The organism is Acidobacteriota bacterium, assembly GCA_003696075.1.
Classification (GTDB): Bacteria; Acidobacteriota; Polarisedimenticolia; order J045; family J045; genus J045.
In genome coordinates, this window is record RFHH01000116.1 from 1 (window position 1) to 21,309 (window position 21,309).

General features: G+C 73.2%; 14 protein-coding genes. 5 read left to right on the plus strand and 9 right to left on the minus strand.

Annotated features, from left to right (window positions below):
* The coding region (locus D6718_07220; GenBank protein ID RMG45492.1) for an FAD-dependent oxidoreductase at positions 1-1,181 on the minus strand (1,181 nt) is incomplete at its 3' end.
* Between the two features lie 80 nt (positions 1,182-1,261).
* On the opposite strand from D6718_07220, the gene D6718_07225 reads away from it, so the two are divergent.
* Complete coding sequence (locus D6718_07225; protein ID RMG45493.1) at positions 1,262-2,266, plus strand: hypothetical protein; 1,005 nt, start codon at positions 1,262-1,264, stop codon at positions 2,264-2,266.
* A gap of 58 nt (positions 2,267-2,324) precedes the next feature.
* Positions 2,325-4,151: a peptidase M2 family protein gene (locus D6718_07230; GenBank protein RMG45494.1), complete on the plus strand. Its 1,827-nt coding sequence runs from the start codon at positions 2,325-2,327 to the stop codon at positions 4,149-4,151.
* Between the two features lie 21 nt (positions 4,152-4,172).
* Here D6718_07230 and D6718_07235 read toward each other — a convergent pair whose 3' ends face one another.
* Positions 4,173-4,670 (minus strand): hypothetical protein, encoded by a 498-nt coding sequence (locus D6718_07235; GenBank protein ID RMG45495.1) that lies wholly within the window; start codon positions 4,668-4,670, stop codon positions 4,173-4,175.
* Positions 4,671-4,860: 190 nt separating this feature from the next.
* On the opposite strand from D6718_07235, the gene D6718_07240 reads away from it, so the two are divergent.
* The 3 genes from D6718_07240 (at position 4,861) to D6718_07250 (ending at position 8,270) form a co-directional block, all read left to right on the plus strand.
* On the plus strand, positions 4,861-5,190 hold the full coding sequence (locus D6718_07240; protein ID RMG45496.1) for a hypothetical protein: 330 nt from the start codon (positions 4,861-4,863) through the stop codon (positions 5,188-5,190).
* A 22-nt stretch (positions 5,191-5,212) separates the two neighbouring features.
* A complete protein-coding gene (locus D6718_07245) occupies positions 5,213-7,705 on the plus strand; it encodes an HlyD family efflux transporter periplasmic adaptor subunit (GenBank protein ID RMG45497.1) in 2,493 nt (830 codons plus the stop codon).
* 271 nt (positions 7,706-7,976) lie between these two features.
* Positions 7,977-8,270 carry a hypothetical protein gene (locus tag D6718_07250; protein ID RMG45498.1) on the plus strand — a complete coding sequence of 98 codons (294 nt, stop codon included), beginning with the start codon at positions 7,977-7,979 and terminating at the stop codon, positions 8,268-8,270.
* Between the two features lie 260 nt (positions 8,271-8,530).
* Here the strand turns inward: D6718_07250 and D6718_07255 are convergent, their stop codons facing one another.
* The 7 genes from D6718_07255 to D6718_07285 form a co-directional block, all read right to left on the minus strand.
* Positions 8,531-12,328, minus strand: coding sequence for a DUF3858 domain-containing protein (locus D6718_07255; protein ID RMG45499.1), 3,798 nt, complete (start codon positions 12,326-12,328; stop codon positions 8,531-8,533).
* Entirely contained in the window at positions 12,325-15,951 is a 3,627-nt protein-coding gene (locus tag D6718_07260) for a DUF3857 domain-containing protein (GenBank protein RMG45500.1), read from the minus strand. The genes D6718_07255 and D6718_07260 overlap by 4 nt, the downstream gene beginning before the upstream one ends.
* A gap of 54 nt (positions 15,952-16,005) precedes the next feature.
* On the minus strand, positions 16,006-17,745 hold the full coding sequence (locus D6718_07265) for an N-acetylmuramoyl-L-alanine amidase (GenBank protein ID RMG45501.1): 1,740 nt from the start codon (positions 17,743-17,745) through the stop codon (positions 16,006-16,008).
* Entirely contained in the window at positions 17,742-19,175 is a 1,434-nt protein-coding gene (gene gatA, locus D6718_07270) for an Asp-tRNA(Asn)/Glu-tRNA(Gln) amidotransferase subunit GatA (protein RMG45502.1), read from the minus strand. Before gatA ends, D6718_07265 begins: the two co-directional genes overlap by 4 nt.
* Positions 19,172-19,456: an Asp-tRNA(Asn)/Glu-tRNA(Gln) amidotransferase GatCAB subunit C gene (locus D6718_07275; protein ID RMG45503.1), complete on the minus strand. Its 285-nt coding sequence runs from the start codon at positions 19,454-19,456 to the stop codon at positions 19,172-19,174. Before D6718_07275 ends, gatA begins: the two co-directional genes overlap by 4 nt.
* A 55-nt stretch (positions 19,457-19,511) precedes the next feature.
* Positions 19,512-20,342 carry a hypothetical protein gene (locus D6718_07280; GenBank protein RMG45504.1) on the minus strand — a complete coding sequence of 277 codons (831 nt, stop codon included), beginning with the start codon at positions 20,340-20,342 and terminating at the stop codon, positions 19,512-19,514.
* On the minus strand, positions 20,339-21,309 hold a 971-nt coding region (locus tag D6718_07285), incomplete at its 5' end, for a hypothetical protein (GenBank protein ID RMG45505.1). The genes D6718_07285 and D6718_07280, both read right to left, overlap by 4 nt.

The following is a 21,309-nucleotide window of genomic DNA, read 5'->3' on the forward strand; positions in this document are numbered from 1 at the left end:
GGCCGGGGCCGGCCGGTGGGGGGGACGAGGCGCCCCAGGCGGTCGGCGGCCCTCCGCGCCATGTCTCGATGGAGCGTCAGCTTGCCGCCGACCAGATGGATCACCGGAACGCCCGCCGAGCGCTCGACGACGATCCGTGCGTCGCGGCTCAACCGGTCGGGGTGACCGCGTCCGGCGGCGAGCGGACGCAGGCCGGCGAAGGCGGCGCGCACCCGGCCGTGCCCTCCCGGGAGGGCCGCATGGAGGAACTCGCGGAGGTAGGCCTGGTCCTCCTCCGTCGCGCGAACCTCGTCGGGCGGACAGCCGTCGTCCCCGGTCGTGGTTCCCGCGAGGAAGCCGCACGCGGCCGGCACGAGGAAAACGATCCGGCCGTCGCGCGGATGCCTCAGCAGCGCCGCGGCGTCGATCCGCCCTTCCACGGCGAGGTGCGCCCCGCGCGAGGGGCGCAGCAACGGCCGCCCCTCGAGACCGAGTCGGTCCCGGGTGCGGTCGCACCACGGCCCCGTCGCGTTGATCAGGGCTCGCGTTTCGACGGACGTGCTCTCCCCGGTGACGAGGTCGCGAACCGACAGGCGCGCGATCCCGCCACGAAGCGGTTCGAGGCTTCCTGCCTCGCAGCGCGTCGCCAGGACGGCACCCGCCGCCGCGGCGTCGAGGGCCGTGGCGAGCGTCAGCCGGCGGTCGTCGGTGACGCCGTCATGGTAGAGATGGATTCGCCGCACGCCCCGCAGCTCGAGGCCGGGAATGAGGATCCGCGCCTGGTCGGGCCGGATTTCCCGCGGCGGCGGCCACCCGTACCGGGGACGGGCCAGCAGGTCGTACAGGGCCAAGCCGGCGGCGGCCGCCGCCCGCCAGGGCAACGGATCGTCGTCGTAGAGGGGAAGGACGAACGGGCACGGCCTGACGAGGTGAGGGGCCGCCCGGACCAGGGCCAGCCGCTCCCGGAGGGCCCGGCGCACCAGCCCCACCTTCCCTGAGGCGAGGTACCGGAGGCCCCCGTGGACCAACCGCGACGAGCGCCCCGAGGTCCCCCACCCGATGTCCCTCGGCTCGACGAGCAGCACCTCGTAGCCACGGGCCGCGAGTTCCCGGGCGGTGGCGGCCCCGGAGATGCCGCCGCCGAGGACCACCGCGTCGAGGGTCCGGCCATCGACCGCATCGAGTGGGGAGTTCGGGGCCATCTCGTCCGCCGCGCCGTCGCCGTGGCAATATCGCCCGTCCGGCGGCGCGATGCCGCCCCGATCGTAACGAGAGGGCCACCATGCGGCGACGCCCGGGAGCCCCCAGCGTCCTGCTCCTCGCCCTGGCAGCGTTCGCCTGCCGAGCGGCGACCGCGCCCGAGCCTCCTCCCGCCGAGTCGATCCGGGTCGCCACCTACAACGTGGAAGGCCTCGGGCGGCCCGGCTCGGCATCGTGGCGGGCGCTGGTCGCGGTGCTCCGCCGGCTCGGCGCCGATCTCGTCCTGGTCCAGGAGATCACCGAGGACGACGGCCCGAGGCGCGTGCGGCGCCTCGCCGAGGCCACCGGCTACGCCGACCTTGCCCTCTCGGAGGTGCACGGCACCCTCTCCGGGGGGCTGCGCTCCGCCTGCCTTTCCCGAAGCCCGATCGTCGAGAGCCGCTCCTGGTCGGCCGCGACGCTCGCCGGCGACCCCCGGGCGAACGACATCGGGCGCGACATCCTCTCGTGCCGGATCCGGGGGCGGGGCGCCGACCTCGTCGCCGTGACCGTGCACTGGAAGGCCGGGGGCGGTGCGGCGAACGACTTCCGCCGGCGGATCGAAGCCCGGCGGCTCGGACAGGCGATCGATCGGCTCCGCAGGGCGGCGCCGCAAGCGGCCCTGGTCGTCGCCGGCGACTTCAACGAGGATCCCCGGTTCACCGGCGCGGGGCGCACGTTCCGGCGGATCCCACCGGGACTCCCGCCCACCTTCCGGCTGGGAGCCGATCTCCGGCTTCCGATCGGGGGGGCACCATTCTCGGAGCTCCACAAGAGGGGGTTCCGGCTGGTGAGGGCGGTGCGGGAGGACGCCCCGAACGAGGTCGTGACCCACCCGCCGACGCGGCGCCGGATCGACCTGCTGTGGGTCGAGGAGCGGATCCGGGTCGAACGGGCGGTGGTCTACGACGGGTGCCGTGACGACGGGGTCGACGACCCGCCGCCGGGAGATTTCATGCCGCTGTCCGGGGAGCCGCTGGATTGCGCGGCGACCGCCCGAGCGGCCGACCACCTGCCCGTCGCCGCCGACCTGGTCCCCCCGAGGTGACGGGGCTGGCTATACTGCGATTTTCCGCGACGACCCTCCCGCCCGAGAGGAGTTCGCCATGTCCGTCCCCGCACTGCACCGGTGGCTTCCGATCGCCGCCTTGGCGGCGGCGCTGGCTGTTTCGTCCGGCTGCTGCCGCCAGGCGGAGTCCCCGTTTCCGAGAACCCCCGACGGCGCCGCGGCCTTCGTCGCCGACGCCGAGAAGCGGCTGCTCGACGAGTGGGTCCGCAACGAGCGGACCTCCTGGGTCAAGGAGAACTTCATCACCGAGGACACCGAGATCCTCGAAGCCGAAGCGTACGCACGGTTGATGGCCCTGACCCGGGAGCTGGCCCTCCAGGCGACTCGGTTCTCGGGGCTCGATCTCGATCCCGACGTCGCCCGGAAGCTCGAGCTGATCAAGCTGTCCCTCCCGCTCGCGGCGCCGAGCGACCCGGCCAAGCAGAAGCGGCTGGCTGAGGTCGCGGCCCAACTATCGAGCCTGTACGGAAAAGGCAAATGGTGTCCCGAGCCGGACCGCTGCCTCGATCTCCAGGAGCTGTCCCGTGTGCTGGCCGAGAGCCGCAATCCGAAGGAACTGCTCGACGCTTGGGCGGGCTGGCGAACGATCTCCCGGCCGATGCGGCCCTTGTACCGGACCTTCGTCGAACTCGGCAACGAGGGAGCGCGCGAGCTGGGGTTCGAGGATCTCGGCGCCATGTGGCGGTCCGGATACGACATGCCGCCGGAGGAGTTCGAGCGGGAACTCGAGCGGCTCTGGGAGCAGGTGCGGCCGCTCTACGTGCAGCTCCACTGCTACGTCCGGAGCCGCCTGGCCGAGCGCTACGGAGAGGAGATCGTTCCGCCGGACGGCCCGATCCCCGCGCACCTGCTCGGCAACATGTGGGCGCAGAGCTGGTCGAACATCTACGACCTCGTCGCGCCGCCAGCGGCGGACCCCGGCTACGACCTCACCGCGCTGCTGCGGCAGCGGGGCGTCGACGAGCTCGAGATGGTCCGCATCGGCGAGCGCTTCTTCTCCTCGCTCGGGTTCGACCCGCTCCCGGAGACGTTCTGGAAGCGCTCCTTGTTCCGCAAGCCGCGCGACCGCGACGTGGTGTGCCACGCGAGCGCCTGGGACATCGACATGGAGAACGACCTCCGCATCAAGATGTGCATCGAGGTCACCGCGGAGGATTTCGTCACCATCCATCACGAACTCGGGCACAACTACTACCAGCGGGCCTACAGTGCCCAGCCCCCTCTGTATCGCGACAGCGCCAACGACGGATTCCACGAAGCGATCGGCGACACGATCGCGCTGTCGATCACTCCCGCCTATCTCCAGCAGATCGGACTGCTCGACAAGCTCCCCGGGGAGGACGCCGATCTCGGCTACCTGATGCGGCTCGCGCTCGACAAGGTGGCCTTCCTTCCGTTCGGTCTGATGATCGACCAGTGGCGGTGGAAGGTCTTCTCGGGGGAAACCCCGCCCGAGCGCTACAACGCCTCCTGGTGGGAGCTGCGCGAGAAGTACCAGGGTGTGGCCGCCCCCATCGCCCGCACGGAGGAAGACTTCGATCCCGGGGCGAAGTACCACATCCCCGCCAACACCCCCTACACGCGCTACTTCCTGGCCGACATCCTCCAGTTCCAGTTCCACCGGGCCTTGTGCCGCGCCGCCGGCGATCCCGGGCCCCTGCACCGGTGCTCGATCTACGGCAACGAAGAGGCGGGGCGGCGGCTCCGCGAGATGCTGGCGATGGGGCGCAGCCGGCCGTGGCCGGAGGCGCTCGAGGTGCTCACCGGGGAGCGGGAAATGGACGCCACCGCCATCCTCGATTACTTCGAGCCTCTGCTCCGCTGGCTCGAGCAGGAAAACGAGGGGCGCACGTGCGGCTGGTAGCGGGTGGACGCCGGTGGCCCGCTAGGCGGTGAACATCCGGACCACGAGCCGCCCTTCCGCATCGCGCGTGATCAGGACGTGGTTGTCCCGAGCATCGCGGGTATCGCCCCGGTGCAGCCGCACCCGGATCGCCTCGGTGACCGAGGTCGTCGGGAGCTTGTGCAGGGCCGACAAGTACCGCACTTCCCGGAGGCGTCCCCGCTCGTCGGTCCGGAGGAGACGGAGCTCGAGCCGATAGATCTGGTCGGGATCGAGCGCGCGGAAAAAGCGGACGGTCTCGCTCGTGGTTCCCGGCCGAAACTCCCGCTCCAGCACGGTGGGCTCGCCCGGCTCGGAGAGTCTCCCGTACTGCACCTGCGGCCTCAGGATGACCTGCAGCCGGTCCCCGGCCCGGAGGCGCGCGCCGACGTCACCGCCGAGATCGAGCCTCACCTCCAGGTCGAAAGCCCCATCGGCGTACGCGGCCGGGGCGGCGAGAAGCAGAGCGCCGAGCAGCACGGACGAAAGCAACCTGAGCATGGCGTATCCCCCGAAGGCCCCCGCCGCCTCCCCGGCGGGCTGGCCGGGCCATTTGTATCACGTTTCGCATACGGCGAAACGCCCCGCCCGGCAGGGCTTTTCGACCGGCGGGCTGGCCGTGCGCGGCGTGCGGGGCGATATTCGGGCCGGGACGGCGGCGGGTGCCGCCGGTCGGCCGGGAGGAAGAGCGATGAGCCTGGGTCCATGGCGGATCGGAGCCGTCGCGGTGGTGCTCTTGGGGGCACCGGCGCTGTTCGCGGCGCCGGTGCCGGACGAGATCCACATCACCGGGACGATCGTCGGCATCGACCTCGAAAGCCGCACCCTCGCCATCCGCGACCCGGAGGGAGGACGGGTGGTCTTCGAGGTGCCGGAAGAGGCGGAGATCGTGCTCGACGGGGAGGAGGGGGCCGTGCTCGAGGACCTCTTCGAGGGGGACGTGGTCGAGGAGGGCCTCATCAAGCCGACCCGGAGCGGACGGTACTATCTGGTCCGGGCCCGCGTCACCAGCCCGGAGTGATCGCGGCGGAGCGGGGAAGACGGTGACCGAACGGGATCCCTCCGCGCAGCCCCGGCTGCGGCGCGACCTTCTGGTGATGCCGGACGGCGAGACCGGAAGGGGGCGGGTGGTCAAGGACCCCCGGCGGCGCAAGTACTTCCGGTTCGACGAGCTGGAGGGAGCCATCCTCGAACTGCTCGACGGCCGCCACACCCCCGTCGACATCCAGGTCGAGCTCGCCTCGCGCTTCGGCGAGGAGTTCTCGCTCGAGGAGATCCAGGAGTTCATCGACACCCTCCGCGACAAGGATCTGGTCGAGGGCGGCGGGCCGAAACTCCCCGCCTGCGCGCCGGCACTCGGGCGGCAGGTGGTCGCGGCGCTCGAGGCGGGCGGGTTCCGCTTCCGCTCCGCGGACGAGCCCCCGCCGCCGGGCACGGCGGTGGTCCGCAGACCGCCCGAGGAGGCCCGGAAGTTCGACGAGGCGGCGGCGTTGCTGCGGGCCGGCCGGTTCGCGGCGGCCCTGCGGGCGTTCGACGAGATCCTCGCCGCCAACCCGAACAACCGGCGCGCAGCCGCGATCCGGCAGCTCCTGCTCCAGACCGGCGCGGCGCACGAGCAGGCGCGGGAGCGAACCGCACGAAAGCGGCGGCGCTCGGCCCTGTACTACCAGATTCCGCTCCTCGATCCCGACCGGTGGTTCGGCGCCGTCGAGCCGGCGCTGAGGTTCGTGTGGACCAGGGGCTTCGCCGTCGTCTACGGGCTGGTGCTCGCGGCGGCCGGTCTGGTGGCGGTCCGGCACGCGGCCGAGATCGGGGCGGCCATGCCCGACCTCGGCCGGGCGGGCGCAGCGGGTGCTCTTCTCGTCACGCTCCTGGCCCTCACCGCGGTCCACGAGTCGGCGCACGGGCTGACCTGCAAGCACTACGGCGGCAAGGTGCCGGAGCTCGGAATCCTGCTGATCCTCTTCTTCCTTCCCGCGGTTTACGTCGATGTCTCGGACGCCTGGCTCTTCCGCGACCGGCGGCGCCGGGCCCTCGTCGGGCTGGCGGGCCCCCTGTGGGACCTGCTGGCTGCCGCCCTCGCCCTCCTCGCGTGGCGGCTCCTGCCGCCCGGTCCGGCGGAGACCGCAGCGCTGACCGTGGTGGCGGCCTCCGGGTTCAGCTTCCTGCTCAATCTCAACCCCTTGATGCGGCTCGACGGCTACTACGTGCTGTCGGACCTGTCCGGCGTTCCGAACCTCCGGATCGAGGCCCTGCGGTTCGTTCTGGGCGGGTTCGGCCTCCGCGCGGCGGGCCGGGCGCCGCGGAAACCGAGAACCCGCCTTTTCCTCGCCCTGTACGGTCTCCTGTCGGCGGCCTACATCCTCGCCATCCTGGGGATTCTTCTTCGCGGTGCCGGTGCGGTCGCGGCCCGAATGGCCGGCCTTTGGGGACCGGCGGCGCTCGCCGCGTTCGCCCTGTACCTCCTGCGCCGTCCCCTCCGGTCGGCCGGGAGCGCGCTCGGGCGAAGGCTCGCGGCCGCGGGAGGGCGCGGATTCGCCGGGGTCGCGGCGGCCGCAGCCGCGCTCGGCGCCGCCGGCCTCGTCCCGCTGACGCTGAAGGTCTCCGGTCCCGCGACCCTGGAGGCGGCGACGCGGGTCGCCGTGAGGGCGGAGGAGCCGGGCAACCTCGCGCGGCTGCTGGTGCGCGAGGGCGACGAGGTCCGCGCGGGCCAGCTGGTGGCGCAACTCGACCCGGCCGGCATCGAGGCTCAACTCGAGGTGACCCGGGCCGAGATCGAGCGGGCGCGGGCGGAACTGGCGCTGCTCGAGCGGGGCCCGCAGAAAGAGCAGGTGCAGCAGGCGCGCGAGCGGGTCCGCGCCGCGAAAGCGGAGGTGGAGCACCTGCGCTCCCGCGTCGCGCGCCTGGCGCGACTCCGCTCGGAGGGTCTGGTCGCCGCCGACCAGTTCGAGCAGGTGTCGAAAGAGCTGGCGGTCCGGGAGGGCGCGCTGCGCTCGGCGCTCGAGCAGGCGCGCCTTCTCGAGAAGGGCCCGAGGCCGGAGGAGATCCAAGCGCGGCGAGCCGAGGTGGAGCGGCTCGAGGCCAAGCAGCGTGACCTGGAGCGCCGCAAGGCGGCCCTCGATCTCCGCGCTCCCGTCTCCGGCGTCGTCGTGACGAGCGACCTCTCGGAGCGGCTGGGGGAACGTATTCCGGCGGGCGGCGTGCTCCTCGAAATCGCCGATCCGTCCCGACTGCGGGCCGAGGTCATGGTTCTCGAAGCGGAGATCGGCGACGTGCGCGTGGGACAGGAGGTGCAGCTCCGGTTCACCGCCTTCCCCGGGAGGCGCTTCCGGGGCGTCGTCGAGGAGATCGCCCCCGTGGCGGAGCGCGATGCCCTCGGCCGCGCCGCCTTCCGCGTGCGTTGCCGCGTGGAGGACCCGGACGGGCTGCTCCGTCCGGGAATGACCGGGGCAGCCAAGATCGTGGCGGGGCGGATGCCGGCCGCGCGGCTCCTGGTTCGGCGGCTGCTCCGCCTGGTCGACGTGTCGCTCCTGTAGCCGCGCGGTGTTCCAATTCGAAACGGGGAAGCGCGGAATCGTGGCCGCGTCCACGTGGCGGTGGACCCGCGGCTGCCGGGATCCGTCCCGCCGAACGCCGGCGGACGAATGCGCCGGTTTCCGGCGCCGGCGGCGCATGGCCCGCGTCTTGCTTGTCCGCCGGACGGGATGCCCCGCGACCCCCGGCGGGGCGCCGTTCCGTTCGACACGGGCCGGAAAGCCCCGGACCCGTCCATGGGCATGCATCACGGCATGCCGGAGGAGAGTCTGGATGAGCCGTAAACTGAAGGTCGAGGAGTTGGAGAGCCGCATCGCCCCGAGCGTGGGGCTGTGGAGCTTCGTTCAGGAGCTGTTGGCGACGGACTCGCCGATGGCGAACGTCCTGCAGAGCGTCGTGGACCAGAACACGGGCGACGTGGACGTGAGCGGAGCCGTGGATGCGGCGAACAGCGCGTTCGCCGACGCGGGCACCCAGTTCAGCGCCGTCCGCGACACCTTCACGCTCTCCGACAGCATCGTGATCAGCAACAAGACGGCGGATGCGATCCGCAGCCTGTTCGGCTGATCGGTCGTCCCACTCCGATCCATCCAAGGCGGAGGCCGGAAGGCCTCCGCTTTGTTATGCCGCCGGCCGGGCCCGATAACCGATGTCACCTGCGAGCTTGATGGAAGTCAGGGTGCCGGGCAGGGGAGCGGCGTAGAGTAGCGCCAGGTTGATGGACGAGGCCGGGAGCGGCGGGTCGCATCGATCCAGGGCGGGGCGACCGAACCGACTCCCGGCCGTTTCTTGTCTCGCATCGATCCCCCGCTGAAGCCTGCCGCGGTTCACGGAGCCCCGGAGTCGAGCGGGTCGGGAAGTCTCCGCTCCCCGGCGGCGCCTTGCCGCTCCTCCCCGTCGCCGCGCGGGGCCAGCGACGGGGACGGGGCCTGGAGCACGATCTCGGCGCGCTCGGCCTGGGCGACCTCCATGGCCAGCCGCCGAAACTCGGGGTAGTCCTCGGGTTCGACGCGCTGGGGCGGGAGCAGAACCTCCCGCACCACCGACACGACGCGCCCTTCCGCGCTGACTTCGAGCCGGTAGGATCCGAAACGCCCCGAGAGTTCGACGGGCGCCGGCACGTCCCGGATCTGGAGACCCGGGGGGACGGTGAGGCGGATCTCCTCCCGCTGCAGGGCGGTCGCGTCGTAGAGCAGCGGCTGCCGCCTCCGCTCGAGCGAGGCGTACTCGCCCAGCAGGTTCATCGGTTCGAGCACCACCGGCAGGGCGAACCCCGACGGTGTCCGCCTGGGCCACCGCCCGCCGCCGATCTCGAGCGTCAACCGGAGGGGCCGCTCCGGGTCGCCGGTCCCGTCCGTGTCGGCGTCGTGCACGGCCGCTCCCGGGAACAGGTCGCCCGCCAGCGCCTGGTAGACCTCCGGCAGGCGATTGCGGGGGACGCCTTCCAACAGCCGGCGGGTGTGCGCCGCGAGGCTTCCTCGGAACTCGACGAGGACGCGGCCGGACACGCTGCCGTCCGGATCGAGGCGGAGATCGGCCTCGTCCCGTCTGAGCAGCCGGGGCTCGAGCGGGGGAAGGGACTCCACCGCTGCCTCCCCTTCGCCGAGCGGCACGAACAGGGCGTCGCTCCCCGCCAGCCGGGGCTCCAGCTCTCCGAACGGGAAATCGGCGCCGTTGTAGTCGAGAAAGACGCGCTGGCCGCCGGCCGTCAGTTCGAGCAGCGGGTAGCCGAACAGGTCCGGACCGGGGCAGTCGAGAAAGCGGCCCTTCTGCTCGATCGGACGGGCGAGCACGATCCGCGCCCGCAAGCCGAGTGCCCTCGCGAGAGCGGCCGCCACCAGGAGCCGGTTCCCCTCGCCGGCCGAGGCGGCCATGCTCGCCGGGAGCGACGGGGCGAAGCTCGACGCGCCGGGGCGCAGCCTCTCGAGGACGACCGCATGGAGGGCGCGGGCGAGCGCCTCCTCGTCGCCCCCAGCCGCACGGCGGCGGATCTCCTCCAGCATCGCGTCGAGGGGGGGATCGATCCTCAGCAGCCCCACGAGAGCGTTCCGGATCCCATCCCCGAGAAGGGCCCAGTCGGCGCCCATGGACAGGCGGATGTGCGGCACCGCCTCGACGCGGTCGGCGATGTGCGGCTCGAGATGCAGCCGCGGCATGCCGCGAGCCGTCCAGGAAACGATGGCGAGGCCGTCCTCGTGCGAGCGCTGCACCTCCAACCCGCGCTCGTCGCCGCAGGTATGGACGTCGAGACGCTCGTCGTGCGCGACGACGTACCGGCTGAGCGCGAAGCTCCGCTGCGGACCTTGAAACACGAACAGCGAGCGGTTGTCCAGAACGCCGGGCAAGCCGAAAAGCGGGGGAATGTAGCGCCACCACACGTACTCGACCGCATCGCCCGGCTCGAGCCCGGGGAGGCTGACCGGCCGCCGCCTCCCGGTTCGCACGTCGACGAATCGTCCGTCCTTCTTGTGGATCCGGATCCACTCGACCTGCGCTCCGGGCGGGATCTCGAGCTCTCCCTCCTTGTCCACGCCCGCACGCGTGTAGACCGCGTGAATGCCCTGGTACAGCTCCGTCTGGCCGCCCCGGGCATCGATCTCCACCACGGCGATGTCGGCCAGAAGGGCCGAGTCGACGCCGGGGCCCCGAGACCTCGCCCGATCGAGCACCTCCCTGGGATCGACGAGGAACTTCGTCAGCGGCTCGCGCCGGCCTCTCATCGACAGAAGCTCCCTGATGTCGAGGCGGCCCGGCGCCGTTTCGAGAACCCTCTCCAGGACGGACTCCGCTTGCCGGTGCAGGCCCAACCGGTCCAGAAGACCCGCTTCCGCGAGGCGCGCGGTGACGTTGCGGGGCCTTCGGACCGTGATCTCCCGGACGGTTCCGAGCGCGTCTTCCAGCTGCCCGGCGTCGGCGAGTAGGAGCGCCTTCGCGAGACGGGCGCCGGCATCCGCCGGCCATGCCGCCAGCCGGGCGTCGAGGAGAGCCAGCGCGCCGGCGAGATCGCCGCGGGCAGCGAGGAGGCGTGCGTGCGACACCGGGGAGGCGCCGCGACGCGCGGACTCCTCGGAGAGTTCGAAAGCCCGTCCCGGGGCGTTCCGCCGCCGGGCGAGCTTGAGGGCTGCCTCCAGCAAGTCGGGGCGGCCCGGCGCTTCGGCCAGGGCGCGGGAGATGGCCCGATCGGCTTCCGGCAGGAAGCCGCGCTCGAGCGCCACCCGGTGCGCGAGCTCCAGCGCGTCCGGCTGATCCGGGACCAGTGCCAGAGCCGCCTCGGCGTGGCCATAGGCCGCGTCCAGCCGCCCGTCGAGGAGATCCAGTTCGCCGAGCAGCAGGTGGGCGCGCATCAACCGGGGGTCGGCCTCGAGCGCCTTCTCGAGGCGGCTTCTCGCCTGCGCGAGGTCGGATAGCGGTGAGGCGCCGGTCTCCGCTTCCGCGAGATGCCGGCCCAACCACAGCGACGGGAGTCCGGCGTCCGGCCACGCGGCGGCGAAGCGCTCGAGAAGGGCTCCCACCTCCCGGACACGCCCCCGAACCGTGAGCCAGGAGAGCGCCGCCACGGCGGTCTCGGGGTCGGCGGCCGGATCGACGGCCGCCGCCTCCTCGTCCAAGGGGGATGGGGACGGAGCCGGCTCTCCCTCCAGCCCGGCGGGCTCGCTTCCGGCGTCGGGGATCGCTTCCGCCACCCCCGGTAGCGGGCCGGCGCCGTCGGCTCGCTCCAGGGCCACGGAGACCGTCGGCCGCCGTTCGCCGGAGGGAACCTTCACGACGAGCCGGTGCCGCCCGGCCCGCAGCCGCGCCAGGAAGGCCTGGGCCGAGGGGGGACGTTCGCGCCAGCGGTCGGCGCCCGCGGCGCGAACGCCGTCGATCCAGAGTTCGAAGCTGGTATCGCAGCTCACCCGCACCCGAGCGTCCGACGCCCGGTCCAGGTCGAAAGCGGCCACCGCGTAGGCGACCCCCGGACCCCTGAGATCGTCGGGAAGAACCGCGATCCCGTCGCCGTACGCCGCTTCGAGGCCCATGGGGCCCATGGCGGGCGCGGGCGCCGGTATGGCGATGGAGCCGCGCTCCGGGGGGAACGTCCGTGCCATGTCGAGGCGGTCGAACCGGCCGAACGGGCCGAGCCACCGCCATCGCGTCACGAGGCCGGCCGCTCTCGTCGCGGAGGCGAGGGCGCCCGCACCGCGTCCGGCCCGCCGCACGATGTCGACGCGCGCGAGGCGGGCCAGGGAGGCCGCTTCCGGATCGGGAACGGGCAGCTCCCCGCCGGCGATCCGATCGAGAAGCGGGAGGAGCGAAGCCCCGCCGTCGGAAGCGCGATCGGAGAGCAGCAGCGCCCGGGCGAGCGCACCCGCGGCCGGGAGACCGGCCGCCGAGGAGCTTTCCACCGCAGCGCTCAAGACGGCGAGCGCTCCGTCGGTGTCGCCGCGGGCGTCGAGCGCCGCGGCCAGACCGAGGGCGGCACCGAGGTCGTTCGCGGAGCGCTCCCACCGCTCCCGGAGCGGCTGGAGTTGGCCGTGAAGGAGGAGCGCCTCCCACTCGGCCGACGCCGCGCGGGCCGGCGGCAGCGCGCCGGCGGCCGCGAGCGCCGCGATCCCCGCGACCAGGCGGCGGATCGAGGCCCTCACGGCCACCTCCCGCGCGCCTCTCGCCGGTCGCCGCAGGCGACCGCGATCCTCTGGGTGAGCGCCTCGCGGACCGCGGTCACGTACCGCCTGAACTCCTCCAGGCGCCCGGCCGGCACCGTTCCCCCGCGGAAGACGTGGCGCGCCGTCACCGTGACCTCCCTCTCCCCACCCGTCACGTCGATCTCGAGCGTTCCCCATTCCGAGTCGACGGAGGTCGAGCCGGGCGTTTCGACGGCCCGGCATCCGTCCGGCAGCTCGAGGTCCGACCGAACCTCCCGCTCGAAGGGATCGGGAAGCCGCAGCGCCTGCGTGCGCCGGGGTCCCGGTGGCGCGGAAGGGAGTGCCGGGAGCCGGGCCGCCAGCGGAACGTTCAGCCGGCTCCCGCGGACGGTTCCGTAACGGGGGATCGCCGCCTCGAACCCGTACCGGACCACCTCGTCGTCGAGGCCGATCCGGGGGAACTGCGCCGTCTCGACCACCGCGTCCGGCCAGTCCCTCCGGAGGAGAGCCTGGAGCGAGCCCTTCCGATTGTCGGCCAGCCGGAACCGGGCGCGTGCGCGGGCCGCCGCCTCCCCCCGCGCCTCGACGGTGGCTTCCACATGCGCGGATCCGTCGGGACCCAGAACGACCCGTTCCCGGCGGTTCGTAACGTCGCTCCCGGGCTCGGCGGGGGGAGTGGTCACGAGGCGGCCGGAGCCGGTTTCGTCGTCCACGACGAGGGCGAGACCGCCCCTGTCCGGGATGGGGAGTTCACCCATGCCGTGGTGGAGCACGGTCCCGTCGAGCCACAGGTCCTCGTCGGGAACCCGCACGATGGCGTGATCGAAGACGGAGAACAGGGGCAACGTCGTGTCGACCGATCCGTTGCCGCGCGTGCGCAGCAACGCGATGTCGGCGTCCACGCCGGCCTCCTCCAGCATGGCGACCATGAGGCCCGCCTTGTCCTTGCAGTCGCCGTGGCGCCGCCGGAGCACGTCGGTCACGTCGTATGGCTTCAGGGAGTGAATTCCCAGCTCGAGGGCCACGTAGCGCGTGTTCTCGATCACCCAGTCGTAGATGGCTCGGATCACCTCTCTCCGGCTGCGGCGGCCCCGTGTGATCCGCCTCACCAGGGATTCGATGTCCGGGCCGCCGTGGATCTGCTCCTCGATGAGTCGGGCGTACATTCCCGCCAGCTCCTCCCAGCTCGAAACCGTGCTGAGGATCGCGTGGGGGAGCCTCTCGAGCGGGGGCGGTGCGCCCGGCTCGTCGGGATGGGCCGGCAGGGGAGGGAGGCTGATCACGGTCGTCGTCCAGCCGCCTTTCTTTTCCGTCCGGGGCGGCCCGGTCGGGGGGGCGTGGCTGAGCGCGTAGCGGACCGGCAGCGTCTCGGAAGCCTCGATGACGAGCCGGGCGGACAGCGTGGGGGCGGCCGATCCCAGCACTGCGATGTCGCCGAAGCATCCTGGCGCGATCGGATTCGCCGGACCGCGGTCGTCGACGCGGTAGCGCAGCTCCACGAGGTCACCCGGGTCGAGCCGGGGGAAGGCGAGTTCGATCACGCGCGTGTCGTACCAGGTCCGAAGCTGCAGGTCGGGAAGCAGGGCCCGGTCCTCCCTGGTGGCGTGCACGACCGTCCCGTCCCTCCGCACCAAGCGTGCCTCCAGCACGCGCGCCCTCTGGAGGCGTGGAGAGTAGGTGATCGTGTGGCGGCGGAGGCTGGCGGCCTCCTCCGGCCGCCGGACCCAGTAGACGATCTGGCGAAACCGCTCCGCGACGCCGTTGGGGCGCACCCGGTACGCGGTCGTATGGGCCGCCACCACGGCGGGCTCGTCTCCGACCAGGTCCGGGGGAGCCTCCCGGATGCGCGCCCGGATCTCTTCGAGCGGCTCGGTCCATCGTTCGTCGAAGGCGCCCTTTTCTCCCGTGAGCGCCGCGATGCGGTCGGCCAGTTCGGGCGACTTGGCGCCGTGCTCCAGCGCGCGCCGCCAAGCCGCGACCGCCGCCTCCGGACGCCCCTCCGCGAAGGCGACCTCGCCTCGGAGGATCTCGAGGTCCGCCCGCTGCAGAACGATCTTCTCGAGGGCGGCCAGTTCGCGTCCGGCGCCCTCCAGGTCGCCCTCGGCGAGCCGCGCGCGCGCGCGCCGGAACCTCCATCCGATCCAGAGCGGGGCGATCGCCGCCACATCGTCGATCAGCTCGTCGGCCTCCCCTTCGCGGCCGGCGAGGCGCAGCAGGTCGTACAGATGGCGGCGAACGTCGCCTTTCAGACGGTCCGCTTCGTACGCCTCCCGGTAGGCCGCGATCGCCTGGGACACCGATCCCTCCTCGCGGAGCAGCGACGCACGCTCCGCCAGGAGAGCCGGATGGCGCGGCCACCGGGCCAGCGCCTCCTCGATTCGGGCCAGCGCGCCCGCCCGGTAGCCTGAGGAGAGCTCGGTTTCGGCCCGCCACAGCTCCAGATAGGGATCCGGCTCACCGCAAGCTCGTTCGGCCCGGTCCACGGTGGAGCGCGCGGCGCGCTTTCGCTCGAACCGCAGCTCGTAGCGCACCAGCGCCCGCAGGGCTCCGGGATCCTCCGGATCGAGTTCCAGGAGCCGCTCGATCGCCTCGCGGCGCCGGCTCTCGTCCCGCTCGACCAGCACCGCGGCCCACAGAACCTCCTCGTTGCCGGGCGCCCGTCGCAGAGCGTCGCGGACGAGCTCGACGGCCCGCTCGCGCCGGGGACCCTCGTCGTGCCGCGCCGCGAGCTCGACGGCCAGGCGCGCCATCCACACCGGGCGGCCTCTCCGCGCCGAATCTTCGAGTTCCGCCACCGCGCTGCGAACCTTCCGGCGGGACGGTTTCGCCGGAGCCTTCGGCGGTGCGGGAGGTGCAGGCGGGAGGGGCCGGCCCTCCCGGTCGGTCACCCGGACCATCAACCGCCAGGGATCCTCGTCGTGGCGGAGCAGGAGGGTGAATCGGTGCTCGCCGGCGGGGAGGTCGACCGCCACGATCTCCTGGTCCGGCCGGGCACTGCTGGGCCCCTCGAACCGCGCCAGGAGCCGCCCGTCCGCGAAGAGCTCTCCCTCTCCGCTGAGGCCGAGCCGGAGAGCCGCCGCCGTGCGGCGGCCGACCGAGACCCGGAAGCGCACGCCCGCCGCCTTCTCCGCCGCTGGGGAGATCAGCGCGTGAAGATCGAGTTCTCCGAGCGGCCCGGTGGCGATTTCCTTCCAGGAAGCGCCCTCCGGTAGGGCCTTCACGTCCGCCGGGAAGGGGCCGGCGACCTCGTAGCGCGTGATCGTGCCGAGGCGCGCCGCGCGGGTGGCGGCGCTCGCCACCCGCCCCCGCCTGAGATCCTCCTGGAGCAGGACCCGGTCGAGATAGGCTGCGACGAGCGGGTCGGCTCTGCGCGTCCGCCGCAATCTCTCGAGCACCGACGTTACGGCCGCGGGGTCGGGAGCGGTTCCCGCCAGGCTGGTCATCACGCGCAGCGGCAGCAGGGCCGAGGGCCCGTCGATCCGCCGCTCCGCTCGTTCGGCCCAAGCGTCGAGCCACGCGCCGAAACACCGACCGGACCCGTCGGCGGCCGAGGACGCCGGAATCGCCAGGGCGGCCGCGAGCGCGAAGGCGCCGAGTCCTCGTCGGGTGGCCGTCGTCCTCATCCACACCTCACGTGGCGGCTCCGGCGGGGGACCCCTGCCGCGCCGGAGCCCCTCTCACCGGCGCCGGGCCACCCGCCCGGCGCCGCCGGTCTCCCCGCTCTCGAAGAAGCGTTTCAGGCCTTCCGCCAGACTCTCGGCCATGCGGGCCCGGCCGGCGGGATCGGCCAGGAGCTTGGCGTCGGAGGGATTGCTGATGTTCACCAGCTCGAGCAGGACCTTTCCCGGCACGATGTTCCCCCGCAGCACCGCGGGAAGCCAACGGGACGTCCGTCCCCGCCGGCTGCTCCGGACCACGTGGTCCCGGATCGGCCGCGTCGAGTGCACCGGGAGCTTCCGCTCGCGCCAGGCGCGGAGGATCGCCTCCGCGAGGCGGCGCGAGATCACCTCGTCGCGCAGGCGCTCCCGGCGGGACAGCGAGACGCGCGGACCCGAGCGCCACTCGGCGAATTTCCGGTAGACCGAGGAGGCCCGCATCGCGTGGGTTCCGCGCCGGTAGCGCTCGCCGGGGATGTACACCATGGCACCCCGGAGCGAACGGTGGCGTGCGTCGGCGTGGAGGCTGACGAACACCACGTTGCTCTCGGGCACTCCCTTCTTCACGAGGGACCGGTAAATGTCGTTCGCGAGGTACCAGCGCAGATTGACGGAGACCTTCGTGCTGCGGCCGCCCCGGATCGGGTACGGCGGGTGCGTGGCGACCACCTCGCGTCGGTTCGCCTCGAGTTTCCTCGCATCCACGACCCGGCAGCCCTGCTGGGGATCGCGTACGGTCATGTGCACCGTGGCCGCCGTCCGTTCCTCCAGGATCTTCTTGACCCGGCATGCGACGTCGTACAGGTAGTCGCTTTCCCAGACCCCGTTGTGGCGCGCGCCGAGGTCCGCCCCGCCGTGGCCGGGGTCGAGGATGACGTGAACGCCGTCCAGGCTCGCCTTCCTGCGAGGCACCCGGACCGAGGTGAGTTCGCTGGCGTGGATGCGGGCCAGGACGCGCCGGGGGTGGTGGCGCGGCAGGTAGGACGTGTCGAGCAGGTCGAACGGGATCTTCACCGGAAAGCCCACGGGGAGCTTCCGGACGTCGTCGATCCCGCTCCGCTTCGCGATGCGCTCCACCGCCCGGTTCACATCGTCCTGTTCCACCAGTCCGGTGAACCGCAGGACGACGGCCGAGTACAACGCTTCGCCCTTCCGCAGCCGGTACACGGCCACCGGCCCGGACGCGTCGCGCGCGTACTCCAGCCGGCCGTCCTCGCTTCGCTCCTGAGGTCGGAACGGCTCGAGCAGAAGCGCCTCCGGCACCCTCACCGGGCGGCCCCGGGGCAGCTCCGGCCCCGACAGGCCGTTCGCCCGGGCGATCTCAAGCCACTTCTCCCCGTCTCCCGCGAACCACGAGGCCACCTGCCAGAGGCTCTCGGCATGGTTCAGGCCCTTGGCCGCGGACGGGAAGTGGATCCAAGCCCCGTCTTCGAAACGGTCCTCCGGGAACAGGGCGCGCAGCGCCAGGAGCCGGTACTCCTGGCGGACCAGATCCCACGGCACGACGAGCGGCCGCCCGAGGATCGGCGGCAGCCCGCGGTTCGCCGCCTGCAGGGCCGCCGCCTTGTCCGGCGATCCGCACAGGCGCCGCGCGAGAGAGAGGTAACCTTCACCCTTCTCGGGGAAGGCTTCGAGAACGATCTCGCGGCCGCGCTCGAAGCGGGCGGAGACGTTCTCGTCGATCTCCACCCCGGCGGCCGCGGGAATCGCGAAGCATGCGGCCGCCGCGAGGGCGGCACCGGCTCGGGGGGGGCGGATCATGCGCAGCCCGCCGCTGCCGATTCGAGAACACGGGCGGCGCGCAGCAGGGACGTCTCGTCGAAACGGCGAGCCAGGAGCTGGACGCCGATCGGCGCGGCACCCGCCGCGACCGGCGTGGGCACGGCGACGGCGGGATGGCCCCCGAGGTTGGCCCACACCGTGTGGCGGTCGCAGGCGTACAGCGCCATGGGGTCGTGCCGCTCGCCCCGCGGGAAAGCCGGACCGTCGGAGACCGGCCCGAGGAGCAGGTCGCAGTCACCGAGCCGCCGGTCGAGGATCCGGCGGAGGGCCTCGCGCGCGCGGATGGCGCGTCCGTACCGCTCCTCGACGCGGCCGGACGCGAGGGCCAGCGTCCCCAGCATCAGGCGGCGTTTCACCTCCATTCCGAAGCCCTCGCCGCGGGTCGTTTCGATCGTCTCGCGCCAGCCGGAGGGGCCGGCGGCGCGGAACCCGTACCGGACGCCGTCGAAACGCGCCAGATTCGAAGAAGCCTCGGCCGCGGCCACGACATGGTAGACGGCGAGCGCTCCCTCGTAGCCGTCGAGGGTCGCGGGCGTGACCTTCGCGCCGGCACCGGCCAGCGCCTCCGCGGCCCACTCGACCGCCTCCCGCACGGCCGGGTCGACTCCGGACACCTCGAGGCGTCCGACCGACAAGGCTCGAACGCCCCCGTCGAGCGACCCCGTCCAGTCCGGGACCGGCTTCCGGCTGGAGGTGGCGTCCCTCGCGTCGTGTCCCGCCATCGCCTGCAGGGCCAGGGCGAGGTCGGTGGCGTTCCTGGCGATCGGACCGATCTGGTCCATCGAGGAGGCGAACGCGACGAGCCCCCAGCGAGAGATCCGCCCGTAGGTCGGCTTGAGTCCGAAGACCCCGCAAAAGGCGGCCGGCTGCCTCACCGAACCACCGGTGTCGCTACCGAGCGCGATCGGGACGGCCCCGGCGGCGACGATCGCCGCCGAGCCTCCGCTCGAGCCACCGGGGGTGAGGCGCGGATCCCGGGGGTTGCGGGTGGGGCCGAAGCGGCTCGTTTCCGTCGAGGCGCCCATCGCGAACTCGTCGCAGTTGGTCTTCGCCACGACGATCGCTCCCGCGCGCTCCAGCCGGCGGACCGCCGTCGCCGCGAAGGGGGAGACGTAGCCGGCGAGGATCCGGGACGCGCAGGTCGTGGGGAGATCCCGCGTGCAGATGTTGTCCTTGACCGCCACCGGCACCCCGGCGAGGGGGCCTGGAGGCGCGCCGCGCCGAATGGCCGCGTCCACCCGCCGTGCGCGAGCGAGGACCGCTTCGTCGTTCCGGTGCACCACAGCATTGAGTGGTGCGGCGGCATCGAGGCGCGACAGCGCATCCGCCACCGCCTCCTCGGCGGTCAGCGTCCTCCCGCGGACTTTCCGGGCGATCTCCGCCGCGCTCGGAGCGGAGCGGGGCTTCACGGCAGCACCCCCGGGAAGAGGATGAGCCCGTCGGCCGACTCGGGCGCGGAACCGAGGAGGGCCGCGCGGCTCAGACAACGGCGCGGACGGTCGGAGCGCAGGGGGCCCGAGGATGACTCCGATGGCGGCTCTTCCTCGGGCAGCTCCTCGAGCCGTGCGAAAAAGGACGCGATCCGGCCGAGGTCGGCCGCGAGGCGCTCGAGCTCCTCCGGCGGCATCGACAGGCCGGCGAGGCGTGCGATGCGTCGTGCCTCGCTTTCCGGGACCCGAGGCTGCCTCATGCGCCGGGATGCTACATGGCCGGCGCGCCCGGCGCATCGCGGCGCCGCCGGGCGATCAGTAGACCGGACGGATTCGCAAAAAGGGCCGGGTGCCGTCGGGTCGCGCCGGCAGGGGCAGGTCGAGGGACGCTCCCGCCGGGACGTGCTCGCGCACCGACAGGTCGAGCGAGGCCTCGCCTTCGTAAGCGCCCTCCCCGTCGCGCCGCAGCGTGATGTCGAGGTCGGCGCCGGCGGAGTCGATCGAGCGCGGGACGATGGACAACTCCACCCGCGCTGCGGCGGCCCCGTCCCCGGCGCTCCGCCCGAACGCGTACATCAGCGGCTCGCCGACGAGCCCGGTCAGAAGATGCCGTTCGAGCAGGCGCGGTTCCCCCGCTGCGCCGGCCATCAGCTCGATCACCACGGAGAACGGGGCGGCGTTTCCGGAGACCGGTGCGACGCGCGGCGTGACCTCCCACCGGCATGCGAGCGCCAGCACCAGGCCGCGCTCGCCGCCGTCGCTCCACACGTCGACGAGGGCGACCCGACCCTCGGCCACCCGCAGCCGCCGCCGGGTCCGCTTCGGCGCTTCCTCCCCGAGGTGTCGGACCCCGCTTTCGAGATCCAGCAGACACGCGTCGGTGCTCCCGGCGGAGCGAGGAACCACGGAAAGGTCCACCGTCCAGGCGCTCCCCGAGGCGGCGAGCCGCACCTGTCGCTCGAGCCGTTCCCCGGCCCTCCCGGAGAGCCTGACCGAGCCGATTTCCGTCTGGGTCCGGTCCTCTCGCAGCAAGAAACGTCCCTCGATCTCCGCGCTGCGGTCCGGGAGGACGTGGACCGCCGGCATGGCCCACGCCGTGCCGGCTGCGGCGAGACCGAGGATCGACGCGAACAGGTGGCGGTTCATCGCAACAGTGCCTCCGTGAACGCCGGACGAGCCGCGTCGAGGCGGGCGGCGGCGAGCCGAAGCCCCGCGGCAGCGGCGAGCATACCCAGAAGCGGCGACACGACGAGCGAAAGCGGTCCGTGGCCCGCCGCAGCGGGAGCGAACGCCATCGCTTGCGCCAGCGGCAGGATGAGGCGCGCGGGGTCGGGACCCCACAGAGGGCCGCCGGCTTCGCCGAGCGAAGCGGCCCTGGGCCAGCGCACCGAGGCGACGGCCCCCGCCCCGAGGGCCGCGCCGACGGCCCCTGAACCGGCGGCTGCGGCGCGAAGGGCCGCTGGCGGGTCCACCGCTGCGGCGGCAGCGGCGGCGGTCGCCGCGACGGCGGCCCCGGCGGCTGCGCCGACAGCGGCCAGAGGCTCCGCCAGCAGCCTCCAGCCCGGCGCCGGCAACAGGGCGACGGCCGCCCCCGCGCGGCCGCCCCAGCCGAGGACGTTCGCCGCGAGGGGCGCGAGTGCTCCGGCGGCGATCCAGGCGGCGAGGATCACGCCGGCGCGCGCGAGCGCCGGGCCCTCGGGCACCGCGCTCCGAACGGCGCGGGCGGCAGCGAGCACCAGCGCCGCCCCGGCAGCGCCGTGCCACGCGAGCTCGCGCGCCCGGACCGGTCCCAAGAGCCGGCGCGCCGCGGCGAGGAGGGCGGGGGAGGGCTTCCTCCGGAGCGCCGCTGCCGGGAAAGCGATTCCCGCCGGCACGAGCCGGGCGGCGGTCGTCAACCCGACGGTTCCCAGCGCCAGCGCGGCTCCGGGAAGCCATGCGCCCCTTCCATCCAGCGCCCGCACCAGTGCGGCCGCAACCGCCCGCCCCGGCGAAATCCCGGCGAGAACGCCGGGAGCCGCCGGATGCAGCCGGCACAGCAGCCAACAAGGCGGGATCGCGATCAACGCCAGCAGCGCGAGCCGAGACCGGCGGGCCCGCGCCCAGGCTGCGGCAC

Coding starts and splice junctions, on each gene's coding strand:
- D6718_07275 (RMG45503.1), bottom strand. CDS start 19,456: ATGAGGCAGCCTCGGGTCCCGGAAAGCGAGGCACGACGCATCGCACGC.
- D6718_07240 (RMG45496.1), top strand. CDS start 4,861: ATGAGCCTGGGTCCATGGCGGATCGGAGCCGTCGCGGTGGTGCTCTTG.
- D6718_07235 (RMG45495.1), bottom strand. CDS start 4,670: ATGCTCAGGTTGCTTTCGTCCGTGCTGCTCGGCGCTCTGCTTCTCGCC.
- D6718_07230 (RMG45494.1), top strand. CDS start 2,325: ATGTCCGTCCCCGCACTGCACCGGTGGCTTCCGATCGCCGCCTTGGCG.
- D6718_07260 (RMG45500.1), bottom strand. CDS start 15,951: ATGAGGACGACGGCCACCCGACGAGGACTCGGCGCCTTCGCGCTCGCG.
- D6718_07250 (RMG45498.1), top strand. CDS start 7,977: ATGAGCCGTAAACTGAAGGTCGAGGAGTTGGAGAGCCGCATCGCCCCG.
- D6718_07225 (RMG45493.1), top strand. CDS start 1,262: ATGCGGCGACGCCCGGGAGCCCCCAGCGTCCTGCTCCTCGCCCTGGCA.
- D6718_07280 (RMG45504.1), bottom strand. CDS start 20,342: ATGAACCGCCACCTGTTCGCGTCGATCCTCGGTCTCGCCGCAGCCGGC.
- D6718_07265 (RMG45501.1), bottom strand. CDS start 17,745: ATGATCCGCCCCCCCCGAGCCGGTGCCGCCCTCGCGGCGGCCGCATGC.